The 13568-nt window shown below is 58.7% G+C and carries 11 protein-coding genes and 1 pseudogene; 7 read left to right on the top strand and 5 right to left on the bottom strand.

What is annotated here, in order from left to right; translation table 11 throughout:
* Positions 1 to 357: 357 nt before the first annotated feature.
* Complete coding sequence (locus ACQKP2_RS29425) at positions 358 to 1917, bottom strand: sigma-54-dependent transcriptional regulator (protein WP_427581785.1); 1560 nt, start codon at positions 1915 to 1917, stop codon at positions 358 to 360.
* A 277-nt stretch (positions 1918 to 2194) separates the two neighbouring features.
* Between ACQKP2_RS29425 and phhA the strand changes: the two genes are divergently transcribed.
* From phhA to ACQKP2_RS29395, 6 genes are all read left to right on the top strand, one after another.
* A complete protein-coding gene (gene phhA, locus ACQKP2_RS29420; RefSeq protein WP_427581783.1) occupies positions 2195 to 2980 on the top strand; it encodes a phenylalanine 4-monooxygenase in 786 nt (261 codons plus the stop codon).
* A 104-nt stretch (positions 2981 to 3084) separates the two neighbouring features.
* Complete coding sequence (locus tag ACQKP2_RS29415; protein ID WP_427581781.1) at positions 3085 to 3441, top strand: 4a-hydroxytetrahydrobiopterin dehydratase; 357 nt, start codon at positions 3085 to 3087, stop codon at positions 3439 to 3441.
* Positions 3441 to 4634: an amino acid aminotransferase gene (locus tag ACQKP2_RS29410; RefSeq protein ID WP_427581779.1), complete on the top strand. Its 1194-nt coding sequence runs from the start codon at positions 3441 to 3443 to the stop codon at positions 4632 to 4634. The genes ACQKP2_RS29415 and ACQKP2_RS29410 overlap by 1 nt, the downstream gene beginning before the upstream one ends.
* A 265-nt stretch (positions 4635 to 4899) precedes the next feature.
* Positions 4900 to 5031, top strand: coding sequence for a hypothetical protein (locus ACQKP2_RS29405; RefSeq protein WP_427581777.1), 132 nt, complete (start codon positions 4900 to 4902; stop codon positions 5029 to 5031).
* A gap of 69 nt (positions 5032 to 5100) precedes the next feature.
* A complete protein-coding gene (locus ACQKP2_RS29400; RefSeq protein ID WP_427581786.1) occupies positions 5101 to 5283 on the top strand; it encodes a hypothetical protein in 183 nt (60 codons plus the stop codon).
* Between the two features lie 103 nt (positions 5284 to 5386).
* The gene (locus tag ACQKP2_RS29395; protein ID WP_427581775.1) at positions 5387 to 6589 is read left to right on the top strand and encodes an MFS transporter; all 1203 of its coding nucleotides are present in this window, start codon (positions 5387 to 5389) and stop codon (positions 6587 to 6589) included.
* Here the strand turns inward: ACQKP2_RS29395 and arfB are convergent.
* Positions 6583 to 6996 (bottom strand): alternative ribosome rescue aminoacyl-tRNA hydrolase ArfB, encoded by a 414-nt coding sequence (gene arfB / locus ACQKP2_RS29390; protein ID WP_427581773.1) that lies wholly within the window; start codon positions 6994 to 6996, stop codon positions 6583 to 6585. The genes ACQKP2_RS29395 and arfB overlap by 7 nt on opposite strands.
* A 900-nt stretch (positions 6997 to 7896) precedes the next feature.
* Here arfB and ACQKP2_RS29385 point away from each other — a divergent pair.
* Complete coding sequence (locus ACQKP2_RS29385) at positions 7897 to 9243, top strand: methyl-accepting chemotaxis protein (protein WP_427581771.1); 1347 nt, start codon at positions 7897 to 7899, stop codon at positions 9241 to 9243.
* 120 nt (positions 9244 to 9363) lie between these two features.
* Here ACQKP2_RS29385 and ACQKP2_RS29380 read toward each other — a convergent pair whose 3' ends face one another.
* From ACQKP2_RS29380 to ACQKP2_RS29370, 3 genes and pseudogenes are all read right to left on the bottom strand, one after another.
* On the bottom strand, positions 9364 to 10785 hold the full coding sequence (locus ACQKP2_RS29380) for an amino acid permease (RefSeq protein WP_427581769.1): 1422 nt from the start codon (positions 10783 to 10785) through the stop codon (positions 9364 to 9366).
* Between the two features lie 842 nt (positions 10786 to 11627).
* Complete coding sequence (gene rluB / locus ACQKP2_RS29375; protein WP_427581767.1) at positions 11628 to 12860, bottom strand: 23S rRNA pseudouridine(2605) synthase RluB; 1233 nt, start codon at positions 12858 to 12860, stop codon at positions 11628 to 11630.
* Between the two features lie 294 nt (positions 12861 to 13154).
* Positions 13155 to 13568: pseudogene (locus ACQKP2_RS29370) on the bottom strand (SMC-Scp complex subunit ScpB); the annotation flags it as partial.

Here is a 13568-nt window from a genome sequence, read left to right as displayed (position 1 = left end):
CTCCACGCGCTCTCCCGACGGGGAACAGCTTGTAGGAGCCAGGCTTGCCGGCGAAGGCGTACCTGAGATCGCTTTCGCCGGCAAGCCTGGCTCCTACAGGACTGGTCGATGGCTGTGCTTTGACTTTGGCTTTTGATCTTGATCTTGACCTTCTTGCCCCCTCGAGACGCCGAACGAAAGGGGCAAGAGCCCTTGGTTACTTGGGGCTCTTCCAAGTAACCCGCCGTCAGGGCGGAACCGCCAGTGGCCGTGACCGAAGCAACGGATATCCCCCACCCCAGATCCGCGAAAGACTTTTGAAGGTGACCTCTAAAGCCCCCACCACAACGACACCGAAACAAACCCGACAATCACTCGCTACGACTCAGACTTGCCAACCTCATACTCACGCAACTTATTAGCAATGGTGGTATGCGAAACACCAAGGCGCTTACCCAATTGCCGACTGCTCGGATGCTCAGCGTACAAACACTCAAGCACCGCCTTCTCAAAGCGCCCGACAATCTCATCCAGCCCCCCCTCCAGCGAAAAATCGCCAAGTGGCTGACGCACGCCATAGTCCGGCAAACGAATATGCTCCGCCTTGACCGTTCCGCCATCACACAGCGAAACCGCCTGGAACAATACGTTTTCCAATTGCCGGACATTGCCCGGCCAGTGGTAATGACTCAGTCGCTCCATGGCTGCCGGGGCGAGTTTGGGCAATGGGCAACCGATCTGGCGGCTGGCCTGGTCGAGGAAGTGCTCCACCAGCGGCGACAAACCGTCAAGGCATTCGCGCAGAGGAGGAATGTGCAGCGACAGCACGTTCAAGCGATGGTACAGATCCTGGCGAAACTCACCGCGCGCGCACAATTCGGACAAATCGACCTGAGTCGCACAGATCACCCGCACATCGAGGTAGACCTCTTCATCGCTGCCCACACGCCGGAAGCAACCGTCCTGCAGAAAGCGCAGCAATTTCACCTGCAAACGCGGGCTCATTTCGCCGACACCGTCGAGAAACAGCGTACCGCCCGCCGTCAGTTCCAACAGGCCGAGCTTGCCCTCGGCCCGCGCCCCTTCGAATGCACCGGGACCGTAGCCGAACAGTTCGGTCTCTGCCATGGACTCCGGCAACCCTGCGCAGTTGAGCGCCATCAAGGGTGATTGCCCACGCGGGCTGGCCAAATGGCAGGCGCGCGCCAGCAGTTCCTTGCCGGTGCCAGTTTCCCCTTCGATCAAAAGCGGTGCATCCAGCGGTGCCATGCGCCGGGCTTCGCGCACCACGCCCGCCATCACTTTCGAGCTTTGAAAGATGCTGTCGAAGCCTCGCAACTCCTGCTTGCGCACGTTATAGATACGCTCGCCCACACGGTCGGCGCGGTGCAGTGTCAGCACGGCACCGGCCATGGCTTCACTGTCGTCATGCTCCGATTGCAAAGGGGCGATGTCAGCCAGAAACACATCACCCTTGACCTTGACCCGCAACCCGTTGATCCGCGATTTGTTGGTGCGCACCAGCTCCGGCAAATCGAAATCCTCGGCATAGCGCGACAGCGGAATGCCCGGAACTTCATCGACGCGCACGCCCAGCAACTGCGCCGCCGCCCGGTTGGCCGCCACGATCGAGCCGCCCATGTCGATCGACAGCACCGGAAACTCCAGGGCGCCGAGCAGCGCATTGAGCTCCATGTGCCGACGCTCGCTGGGCATCAGCCCTACTCGCTTGACGCCGAAAACCCCCGCAATCGCCTCGAATTTCGGACGCAATGCCTGGAACTGGATATTGATCAGATTCGGACAGTGCAGGTAGATCGCGTTGCCGTGTTCACCGCCCACCTCGCCACGAGCGACGTTGATGCCGTACTCGACCAGCAGATTGAGAATGTCGCGCAGGATACCGATGCGGTTCTGGCAGTGGACTTTGATACGCATAGAGAGGCCCGAACTAGGATGGAGGAGGTCTGCGGCAGGATTTTTCTGCGCTAGCGCTCAGTTAGTCGTCAAGATTATGTGACAGTTGTAGGGCTTTTCCCACCCGCCCATCTCAACATCTGCGCAGCAGCAACCATGGCGTAACGAATACTTTACGAAAAATGAGGCATTTCACTCAGAGAAACCGCGTAGGCAGGCTGCAATACCGCGAACCATGGGGTATTTCTAAGTCCATGGCTGGACATAACAAGAATGAATCCCTTAGCAGGAGAGCTGTATGAAGCAGACGCAATACGTGGCTCGCGAGCCCGATGCGCAAGGTTTTATCGACTACCCCGCCGAAGAACACGCGGTGTGGAATACGCTGATCACTCGCCAACTGAAAGTGATCGAAGGGCGTGCGTGCCAGGAATACCTGGACGGCATCGAAAAACTCGGCCTGCCCCATGACCGCATTCCGCAACTGGGCGAAATCAACAAAGTCCTGGGCGAAACCACCGGTTGGCAGGTTGCCCGCGTTCCGGCATTGATCCCCTTCCAGACTTTTTTCGAATTGCTCGCCAGCAAGCAGTTTCCGGTAGCGACCTTCATTCGCACCCGCGAAGAACTGGATTACCTGCAGGAACCGGACATTTTCCACGAGATTTTCGGCCACTGCCCGCTGCTGACCAACCCCTGGTTCGCCGAATTCACCCACACCTACGGCAAGCTCGGCCTGAAGGCGACCAAGGAAGAACGCGTGTACCTGGCGCGTCTGTACTGGATGACGATCGAGTTCGGTCTGCTCGACACCCCACAAGGTCAACGCATCTACGGCGGCGGAATCCTGTCTTCGCCCAAAGAGACCGTGTACTGCCTGTCGAACGAGCCCGAGCATCAGGCATTCGATCCGCTGGAATGCATGCGCACGCCGTATCGCATCGACATCCTGCAGCCGCTGTACTTTGTTTTGCCGAACCTCAAGCGTCTGTTCGATCTGGCCCACGAAGACATCATGGGCATGGTCAAGCAAGCGATGCAGATGGGGTTGCACGCACCTAAATTTCCGCCAAAAGCCGCCTGAACCGCGACTTTTACGATCAAGTGAGTCTGTCGGCGAACCATGCTTTACATTAGCGTGGCAAGGCTGGCAGCCGATTTCCAACCATAAGAATTCAGGTACATATCATGTCGACATTGAACCAAGCCCATTGCGAAGCCTGCCGCGCCGATGCCCCACAGGTCAGCGACGAAGAACTGCCGGTTCTGATCAAGCAGATTCCAGACTGGAACATCGAAGTTCGCGACAGCATCATGCAGCTGGAAAAAGTCTTCCTGTTCAAAAACTTCAAGCACGCACTGGCGTTCACTAACGCCGTCGGTGAAATCTCCGAGGCCGAAGGCCATCACCCTGGCCTGCTGACCGAGTGGGGCAAAGTGACCGTTACCTGGTGGAGCCACTCGATCAAGGGCCTGCACCGCAACGACTTCATCATGGCCGCACGCACCGACGACGTGGCCAAGGATGCCGAGGGCCGCAAGTAATGCATTTCGACACCATCGGCCGGGTGCCCGGCGACCCGATCCTCGGCCTGATGGAGGCCTATGCGCAGGACCCTAACCCGCGCAAGTTCGACCTTGGCGTGGGCGTCTACAAAGACGCCCAGGGCCTGACCCCGATTCTCCAATCGGTGAAGCTGGCCGAAGCGCGACTGGTGGATCGCCAGTCCACTAAGACCTACATCGGCGGTCATGGCGAACCGGCATTCGGCAAAGCCATCAGCGAACTGGTGCTCGGCGCCGATTCGCGCCTGATTGCTGAAAAACGTGCCGGAGCCACCCAGACGCCCGGCGGTACCGGCGCGCTGCGCCTGAGCGCCGACTTCATCGCCCAGTGCCTGCCGGGACGTGGTGTGTGGTTGAGCAATCCGACCTGGCCGATCCACGAAACCATTTTCGCCACGGCGGGAGTGAAGGTCAGCCACTACCCCTACGTGGACAGCGACAACCGCCTCGATGTCGACGCGATGCTCGCGGTGCTGAACCAGGCACCCAAGGGCGATGTGGTGCTGCTGCACGCCTGCTGTCACAACCCGACCGGTTTCGACCTGTCCCATGACGACTGGCACCGGGTGCTGGACGTGGTGCGTCGGCGTGAATTGCTGCCACTGATCGATTTTGCCTACCAGGGCTTCGGCGACGGTCTGGAACAGGACGCCTGGTCGACCCGGTTGTTCGCTGCCGAGTTGCCGGAAATGCTGATCACCAGCTCCTGCTCGAAGAACTTCGGCCTGTACCGCGACCGTGCCGGCGCCTTGATTGTTTGCGCAAAAACCGCCGAGAAACTGGTGGACATCCGCAGTCAGCTGGCCAACATCGCCCGCAACCTGTGGTCCACGCCACCGGACCATGGCGCCGCCGTGGTGGCAACCATCCTCAGCGATCCAGAGCTGAAAAACCTCTGGAGCGACGAAGTGGACACCATGCGCGTGCGCATCGCGCAACTGCGCAGCGGCCTGCTGGAAGCTTTGGAACCCTACGGTTTACGCGAACGCTTCGCCCATATCGGCGTGCAACGCGGGATGTTTTCCTACACCGGTTTGACACCGGGGCAAGTGAAAGACCTGCGCGATCACCATAGCGTCTATATGGTCAGCTCCGGCCGTGCCAACGTTGCCGGGATCGACGCCACACGCCTGGACCTGCTGGCCGAGGCGATCGCCAAGGTCTGCAAGTAAGCCCTATCCCCATGTGGGAGCGAGCCTGCTCGCGATAGCGGTGCCTCAGTCCGATTTAATGTCGACTGACACACCGCGATCGCGAGCAGGCTCGCTCCTACAGGGGGGTTCCCCGCGATAGACATATTCCTGTCTAGACAACCCCGCCCGTCGAAACAATTGGATATAAAGTCTGATTGTCATTTCTCGTGCTGTATCCTGCCCAGGCTTTTTTGAAAGCGCGGATCTACCAGATCTATCAACAGACTTAGCGAGGAGCGCACCCATGCACGAGATTCCGAATCTCCCCTTCCCAAGCCTGCACGTACCTGAGCAGACGACCACGCAACAAGCCGGCGCCCAAAAGCCCGAGCCGAAAGAAGCCTCTGACAGCCGAAAGACTGACAGCGAAGACTGAAACACCCGCCGTACAGACTGTGTGGAAAGCGCTAACATGCGCTTTCCACACCGCCTGAATCCGATCGCCATGACCGAAGAATTCGATGAACGCCAAGCCGAGCTGTTGATCGGCACTACCGAGAAAATGATCGAGATCTGGAGCCGCCTCTCTCCTGAGAAACAAGCTGCCCTGCTCGCCCGATTCGGTAGCGAAGAAAATGCGCTGGCGGCCCTGGTCACCACGCAACTCGTGGCGCCGGCCAAGTCCTGATGGATCCGTCCGGCAAATAGTTTTACTTTTTCACAATCCACGGGCACCGACGCCGCTATCATAAGCAGCCTATCTAATTCTGCTTCTCCGTGGACCCATCCCCATGCCTCAAGACCAGCGCCCCCTGGCGGTCACGCTGCAAGTTGTTTCCATCGTTCTGTTTACCTTTATCGGCTACCTCAATATCGGCATTCCCCTGGCCGTGCTGCCGGGATATGTCCACAGTGATCTGGGTTTTGGTGCGGTCATCGCCGGGCTGGTCATCAGCGTGCAGTACCTCGCCACCCTGCTCAGTCGCCCGGCCGCAGGGAAAATCATCGATAACAAGGGCAGCAAGCTGGCGGTGATGTACGGCCTGGCTGGCTGCGGCCTGAGTGGCGTGTTCATGCTGATTTCAGCCTGGACGCAAAGCTTGCCGGTGTTGAGCCTTATCAGCCTGTTGATCGGTCGCCTGGTGCTCGGCAGTGCGGAAAGCCTGGTGGGCTCAGGCTCGATTGGCTGGGGCATCGGTCGGGTCGGCGCGACGAATACCGCCAAGGTCATCTCCTGGAATGGCATCGCCAGTTATGGCGCGCTGGCCGTCGGCGCACCGCTGGGTGTACTGCTGGTCAACAAGCTGGGCCTGTGGAGCATGGGCGTGAGCATTGTGCTGCTGGCGGTTCTTGGCCTGCTGCTGGCCTGGCCGAAAACGGCTGCACCGATCGTGGCCGGTGAACGCCTGCCGTTCATGCATGTGCTTGGACGAGTGCTGCCCCACGGGTGCGGACTGGCACTGGGTTCAATTGGCTTTGGCACGATTGCCACTTTCATCACCTTGTACTACGCCACCCGGCACTGGGATAACGCGGTGCTGTGCCTCAGCCTGTTCGGCGCTTGCTTCATCGGCGCTCGGCTGTTGTTCGGCAACCTGATCAATCGCCTCGGCGGCTTTCGCGTCGCGATTGCCTGTCTGTCAGTGGAAACCCTCGGCCTGCTGCTCTTGTGGCTGGCACCGGACGCACATTGGGCGCTGGCAGGCGCGGCATTGAGCGGCTTCGGTTTCTCGCTGGTGTTCCCGGCGCTGGGCGTGGAAGCGGTCAATCTGGTGCCCGCCTCCAGCCGGGGGGCGGCAGTCGGTGCCTATTCATTGTTCATCGACTTGTCACTGGGGATCACCGGGCCACTGGCCGGTGCGATTGCTGCTGGGTTCGGCTTCGCTTCGATCTTCCTTTTTGCCGCCCTTGCCGCCTTGAGCGGTTTGCTGCTCAGCCTCTATCTGTACCGCCAGGCACCGAAACAGCGCGAGACCCGCGACGCGCTTCAGTAATCGACCTTGCCGCGTCCTGCCTTGATGGTGCCACGCTTGCTCTTGGATTCGAGCCGCCGCGTCTTCGACCCCAGCGTCGGCTTGGTCGGGCGACGCTTCTTCTCGACCTTGACGGCGCTGAGGATCAGCTCGGTCAATCGCTCCAGCGCATCGGCACGGTTTTGCTCCTGGGTCCGGTATTGCTGGGCCTTGATGATCAACACCCCTTCGCCGGTGATCCGACTGTCGCGCAGCGCCAGCAATCGTTCCTTGTAGAACTCGGGCAAGGACGAAGCCGGAATATCAAAGCGCAGGTGCACGGCACTGGAAACCTTGTTGACGTTTTGGCCGCCGGCGCCCTGTGCGCGGATATAAGTCAACTCGATTTCGGCATCGGGCAGATGCACGTTGTTGGAAATCTTCAGCATTGCACGCTCATCGCGACTCCAGAGACTCTTGCCACCCAAGATACCCTTGAACCTGATGCATTCAGGTACTTGGCCGCTCAGCGCCTCACTATACATCGTGCATGTTCAGACGGTTCTGGAATCAAGCAGCGACATACGGTGCGACAAGACTGAGCCTCAGTCGCCCAGTCTGGATAGGGGCGAACTCCAGATTCCGGCAGGTCTTGTCCAGACTTCCCCCCACTTTAAAACCATTCAACTACTACACGAGACAGGTTAATTATAAGTATTCCCCTACAACATCTTAAGAAAACCCCTTCCTTGACATGACGGTAAAATCAATTAAATCCGATAACCTTCAAGTAAATAAATGAAACAACGCACTGTTAATTTCGCCTCAGTTCCTCACAGCACATTGAATTTCCCACCGCTATTTCCAGATATATATCCATACCCATCAGGCATTGCGAAAACCGCCAGCAAGTCAACAAAGGAGACAACCGGGAAACGCAAGACCAGACGCTGGTTTCAAACCTGACTCCAACAAACTTGTTCACATTGCGTTTTCTCGCTGCTCAGGCAGGCGCAAGGTGAATGCTGCTCGCAGAAACGCCAGGCACCCTCCTTCCGACGGTGATCGAAGTGCATGTATTGATCGTGACCAGTCGAAAATCGATACGCGTTGAGGTTCCGGACAAAGATACGTGACCTCCCTCAAAGATATGACACTCCATTTGAAAGTCGTATCTGATGCCCTAGGCAATCTCCCCGATAAAACCACCTCAATACTTGGCCTGCAGACCGCCAGGATGATAACGCCGAAAATACATTGACCGTGGCCTGAACCCGACCAGCGTATCGATAGATGGCTTTACATCATGGATTCCTTGAAACTAATCATGCCTTTAATCAGGTTAATTCATGTTCAATAAAACGCTTAAAAAAGAGTTGGCAGCCAGAACTGCCGAGGTTGCGGGATACAAAGGACTGGTCGCGGCATTACACCGCTCCATGGCAGTGGCGGAGTTCAGCCTGGATGGCAAAATCCTTGATGCCAACGAAAACTTCCTGAAGATCATGGGCTACCGTGCTGAACAACTGACAGGAAAGCTACATCAGAACTTTTGCTCGCCCGCGCAGGTGTCTGACAAGAAGTACGGTGAATTCTGGGATCAACTGCGAGCCGGCAAGTTTGTCTCCGGGACCTTTCAACGCATCACCGGGCGCGGCCAGACAGTTTGGCTGGAGGCCAGTTACAACCCGGTTCTGGACGAATCCGGGCGCGCAATCAAAGTGGTGAAATATGCGCTTGACGTTACGGAGCAGACAGTCAAGGAAGCTGATATCCGCGGCAAACTTGCCGCACTTGATCGAGCCATGGCGGTCATCGAATTTGATCTGGGTGGCAATATCCTGACCGCCAACGATAACTTCCTGAGAACCATGGGCTACACCTTGACTGACTTGAAAGGCAAGCAACACCGAATGTTTTGCGAGCCGGCCCTGGCCAACAGCAGTGAATACACCGAGTCATGGCGCCGTCTCAACACGGGCGAGTTTTTTAGCGGGCAGTACAAGCGCATAGCCAAGCATGGCAGGGTCGTCTGGCTGGAGGCCACTTACAACCCCGTTTACGATGCCGAAGGAAATCTCTGCAAGATCGTCAAATTTGCCAGCGACATCTCCGCACGAGTGGAAAGGATCGAGGAAGAATCTCGTGGCGCATCCCGCGCCTATCACATTTCCGCTGAAACGGAGAAAGCCGCCGAATACGGCGCCCAGGTCATTCAGCAAACGGCCAGGGAAATGCGTCTGATCGCGGACAATATTGGCGCTTCAGCAAGCCTGGTCAGCCAATTGGGTGCTCACTCCGAACAGATCACCGCCATCGTCAATACCATTCGCGGCATTGCCGACCAAACCAATCTCCTTGCACTCAATGCCGCTATCGAAGCGGCGCGGGCAGGCGATCAAGGCCGAGGATTCGCAGTGGTTGCCGATGAAGTGCGGCAGCTGGCCGGACGTACCAGCCGCTCGACGTCCGAGATCAGCGAAATGATCAACATGATCCTGTCCGAAACCAGGGACGCGGTTACCAGCATGAACACAACCCAGGAAGGTGCTCAACGCGGCGTCGCCCTGGCAGACCAGGCAGGTTCGGTCATCCTGCAGATCCGCAGCGGAGCCAGTGATGCCGTCGAGGCGGTCAGCATGTTTGCCGCCAAGTTTGACGAACCCGAGATCATTCCTGTCCCTGCTGTCGGTTGAGCCCGGGCGTTTGCCCAGCTCACCATAAGACGCCTTGCACAACACAATGCATGCGCGTCCCGAGCGACGATCCACAAAAAAACCGGCACATGGCCGGTTTTTTTGTTTCTACGTCAGGTGTTACTTCGCGATGGAGCCGACAGCCTGCAAGCCATGCTGCGCACTGCGCTTGTTCTTGATGCCGTAGCAGACCCACATGAACACGACCCACACCGGAATCGCGTACACCGAGATCTGGATGCCCGGGATCAACAGCATCACGCCAAGAATGAACACCACGAACGCCAGGCAGATGAAATTGCCGTAGGGGTACCACAGTGCCTTGAACAGCGGCACCTGCCGCGTCTTGTTCAGGTGCTGGCGGAACTTGAAGTGCGAGTAGCTGATCATCGCCCAGTTGATCACCAGAGTGGCCACCACCAGCGACATCAACAGTTCCAGCGCATTTTGCGGGATCAGGTAGTTGAGCAACACCGCGATCAGCGTCACCGCCGCCGAGGCCAGGATCGAACGCACCGGCACGCCGCGCTTGTCGATCTTCGCCAGCGCTTTGGGCGCATCGCCCTGCTCGGCCATGCCCAGCAACATACGGGCGTTGCAGTAGGTGCCACTGTTGTACACGGACAATGCGGCGGTCAGCACCACGAAGTTGAGGATATGCGCGGCAGTGTTGCTGCCCAGCATCGAGAACACCTGGACAAACGGGCTGCCGCTGTAGGCATCGCCCGAAGCGTTCAAGGTTGCCAGCAGACTGTCCCAAGGTGTCAACGACAGCAGAACTACCAGGGCACCGATGTAGAAAATCAGGATCCGGTAGATCACCTGGTTGATCGCCTTCGGGATCACGGTTTTCGGCTTGTCGGCTTCGGCTGCGGTAAAACCGAGCATTTCCAGGCCGCCGAAGGAGAACATGATGATCGCCATGGCCATCACCAGACCGCTGACGCCATTGGGGAAGAACCCGCCATGGGACCAGAGATTGCTGACCGAGGCTTGTGGGCCGCCGTGGCCGCTGACCAGCAGATAGCTGCCCAGGCCGATCATGCCGACGATGGCCACGACCTTGATGATCGCGAACCAGAACTCGGCTTCGCCGAAGACTTTGACATTGGCCAGGTTAATCGCGTTGATCAGCACGAAGAAAGCGGCAGCCGTGGCCCAGGTCGGGATGTCCGGCGCCCAGTAATGGATGTATTTGCCGACGGCAGTCAGTTCCGACATGCCGACCAGGATGTACAGGATCCAGCAGTTCCAGCCCGACAGAAAACCGGCGAAACCACCCCAGTATTTGTGGGCGAAGTGGCTGAAGGAACCGGCTACCGGCTCTTCGACGATCATTTCGCCCAATTGGCGCATGATCATGAAGGCAATGAAGCCGCAGATGGCGTAGCCGAGGATCATCGACGGTCCGGCGGATTTCAGTACCCCGGCCGAGCCGAGGAACAATCCGGTACCAATGGCGCCACCCAGGGCGATCAATTGAATGTGGCGATTTTTCAGGCCGCGTTTCAGCTCGCCCGAATGCGAGTTTTGTCCACTCATGAAAAGGGTCTCACGCAAGGTTTGATGATGTTCGGTAGACGTTGTTGTTTGGGAGAAACACTAAGCGGCACCGATCAAACCCCAGCGCAGGCACCAGGAGTTCAGCGTATTTACAACGGTCATGCGTCACCTGTTTGTTTTTATCTGTGACGAAATCGAACCCGACACGCTTGTGGCGCGGCGGAGTGAACAAGGCGGATAGCCTTGAGGTTTGCACGTCTGTGCAGGAGGTCACAGGTAAAACGCGGCGCATTGTACACCGCCAACCCCCTGCTGCCAGACACCACTGGATCAGTGTGTCGGTTGCCGGGATTGCCTGTGTCCGCAACGAGCAGCTCGAGCGGAAGCAAAAAATGAGTCAGGCCTTTGCGGGCCATGGACGGGGACGAAGGAAAAACCGGCCCGCGTGGAGAACTGGAAATGGATTGCGGCGTTCATGGCGCCTCCTTTTTGTTATCGACCTGCACGACAGGCATGGCGCGCATGACACCGTGACTGAGAGGGTGAAACAAGCGGGCTAGAGCGCTGGGGATCGGGGACTCGGGCGTTCGAATGGAAGGTTTTTCTTACAGCGTTCAGAGACTGATGATTCCACGGGGCAGATCCGTGGATTTCGTCAGGTTTTCGTTACGGGGCGTAAAGGCTGTTTTCCATTTTGGAATGCAGAGTGCTGCCACTGACGCTTTCGCGGGCAAGCCTCGCTCCTACAGTCTCCGCACCGTAGGAGCGAGGCTTGCCCGCGAAGAGGCCCTCAAAAACGATTCAAAACCCAAGCTCGGCGCAAAAAAAACGCCAACCCGAAGGTTGGCGTTTTTTATTGTTGCTTGCAGCTTGCCGCTGCCTTACTCCGGCTTGCGGCGCCCAAACCCCGGACGCTGCCCGGCACCGGCCGGACCGCCACGACGCTTGCCCGATGGCGCGTCGTCGACCAGGCTGATGCCCGGACGCTTTTTCGGCGCTGGCTTGGCCGGACGCCTGGTGTCGGCCGGACGGTCCGCCACCGGTGTACCACGTCCCGCCGGAGCACCACGACCCTCGCCGCGTTCAGTGCGACCGTTGGCCGGACGCGGAGCGCGTGGTGCGCGCTCGCCATCCTGACGCGCTGCCGGCTTACGGGCTGGACGCTCACCTTCGATCTGCGGCTCGCGGGCCGGGCGCGGACCGGCAGCCGGTGCATCGATGGCCGGACGCAGGGTACGCACGCGCTCGGTGCGGGCCATTGGCCGCGACGATTTGCGCTGCATCCGCTCAAGCTTGTCCTTGCTCTTGGCGTTCAGTTGCGGCATCGCCACCGGCGTCAGGCCAACCTCGGCGCTGAGGATGTCGACTTCGTACTGGCTCATTTCGCGCCAGCGGCCCATCGGCAGATCGGAGTTGAGGAACACCGGACCGAAACGCACACGCTTCAGGCGGCTGACCACCAGGCCCTGGGATTCCCACAAACGACGCACTTCACGGTTACGGCCTTCCATCACCACGCAGTGATACCAGTGGTTGAAACCTTCGCCACCCGGCGCCTGCTGGATATCGGTGAAGCGTGCCGGCCCGTCTTCGAGCACGACGCCCGCCTTCAGGCGCTCGATCATCTCGTCATCGACTTCGCCGCGCACACGCACGGCGTATTCGCGGTCCATTTCGTAGGACGGGTGCATCAGGCGGTTGGCCAGTTCACCGTCGGTGGTGAACATCAGCAATCCGGTGGTGTTGATGTCCAGGCGGCCGATGTTGATCCAGCGCCCTTCTTTCGGACGTGGCAGCTTGTCGAACACGGTCGGACGGCCTTCCGGGTCGTCACGGGTGCAAATTTCGCCATCGGGCTTGTTGTACATGATCACGCGGCGGACCGACTCGGCGGCCTCTTCGCGCTTGATCACCTTGCCATCGATGGTAATGGCGTCATGCAGGTCGACGCGCAGGCCAAGGGTGGCGTCTTTGCCATTGACCTTGATCCGGCCCTGGCTGATCCAGGCTTCCACATCGCGGCGCGAGCCGACGCCGATGCGGGCGAGGACTTTCTGCAGTTTTTCGCCTGCTGGGCCGATTGGCTGGTCGTCTTGCTGGTCGTTGATACTCATCTGGGCACCTCCCGGTGTGGTCTGTTCAGAATGCTCTGAATTGAGCGTCCTAAAGGGATGTAAATCTGTGTCTTTGGGCGAAGCGCTCGCCAAAGGGTCGCGAATCATACGCGCATGCGGGCGTTAGCGCATCAGAGACTAGCTGATGGAGACCAGATTATTTGCTTTTCCGCCGACCGGTGAATCTCACCCCGATTCCCCGTAGGAGCCAAGCTTGCTGGCGAAGAGGCCGGCATATCAATATTGAATGTGCTCGCCTCTTCGCCAGCAAGCTTGGCTCCTACGGGATCAGGGTCAATCTTCGAGTTCGCGGCGCTCGGCTTCGATGGCTTCGGCCAGTGCCAAGGCTTCGGCCTCTTCGTCACTGAGTTCAGGTTGCGGAGGTTCAAGCGCGGCAACGGCGGCCAGGAGTTTTTCCCGGGCTTCGGCGACGCCTAGAATGTCGTCTTCCAGCGCCGGCTCCGGTTCGATGTCCGCTTCTGGCTCAGGCTCTGCTTGTGTTGCTTCAACATCTCGCTCGATTTGCGGTTGCTCCGACTCGAACCCAGGCATCTCACCATCACGCAACAAATCGTCGAAGTCGGTCTTGAGCCCTTCCTCCATGCTGTCCAGCTCCAGCAGCAAGGTATGGAAGCTGGTTTCTTCCTTGGGCTCTTCCGGTTCGGCACTGGCGTCCGCCAACTCTTGAAGGCCCGGCGGCACCGGGGC

Origin of the sequence: Pseudomonas sp. NPDC089569 (assembly GCF_050280625.1) — a bacterium.
GTDB lineage: Bacteria > Pseudomonadota > Gammaproteobacteria > Pseudomonadales > Pseudomonadaceae > Aquipseudomonas.
This window is presented reverse-complemented; position numbering and strand designations above follow the sequence as displayed.

Excerpts from the sequence above, each read along its gene's own strand:
- ACQKP2_RS29425 (WP_427581785.1), bottom strand. The coding sequence starts at position 1,917 with ATGCGTATCAAAGTCCACTGCCAGAACCGCATCGGTATCCTGCGCGAC.
- phhA (WP_427581783.1), top strand. The coding sequence starts at position 2,195 with ATGAAGCAGACGCAATACGTGGCTCGCGAGCCCGATGCGCAAGGTTTT.
- ACQKP2_RS29415 (WP_427581781.1), top strand. The coding sequence starts at position 3,085 with ATGTCGACATTGAACCAAGCCCATTGCGAAGCCTGCCGCGCCGATGCC.
- ACQKP2_RS29410 (WP_427581779.1), top strand. The coding sequence starts at position 3,441 with ATGCATTTCGACACCATCGGCCGGGTGCCCGGCGACCCGATCCTCGGC.
- ACQKP2_RS29405 (WP_427581777.1), top strand. The coding sequence starts at position 4,900 with ATGCACGAGATTCCGAATCTCCCCTTCCCAAGCCTGCACGTACCTGAG.
- ACQKP2_RS29400 (WP_427581786.1), top strand. The coding sequence starts at position 5,101 with ATGACCGAAGAATTCGATGAACGCCAAGCCGAGCTGTTGATCGGCACT.
- ACQKP2_RS29395 (WP_427581775.1), top strand. The coding sequence starts at position 5,387 with ATGCCTCAAGACCAGCGCCCCCTGGCGGTCACGCTGCAAGTTGTTTCC.
- arfB (WP_427581773.1), bottom strand. The coding sequence starts at position 6,996 with ATGCTGAAGATTTCCAACAACGTGCATCTGCCCGATGCCGAAATCGAG.
- ACQKP2_RS29385 (WP_427581771.1), top strand. The coding sequence starts at position 7,897 with ATGTTCAATAAAACGCTTAAAAAAGAGTTGGCAGCCAGAACTGCCGAG.
- ACQKP2_RS29380 (WP_427581769.1), bottom strand. The coding sequence starts at position 10,785 with ATGAGTGGACAAAACTCGCATTCGGGCGAGCTGAAACGCGGCCTGAAA.
- rluB (WP_427581767.1), bottom strand. The coding sequence starts at position 12,860 with ATGAGTATCAACGACCAGCAAGACGACCAGCCAATCGGCCCAGCAGGC.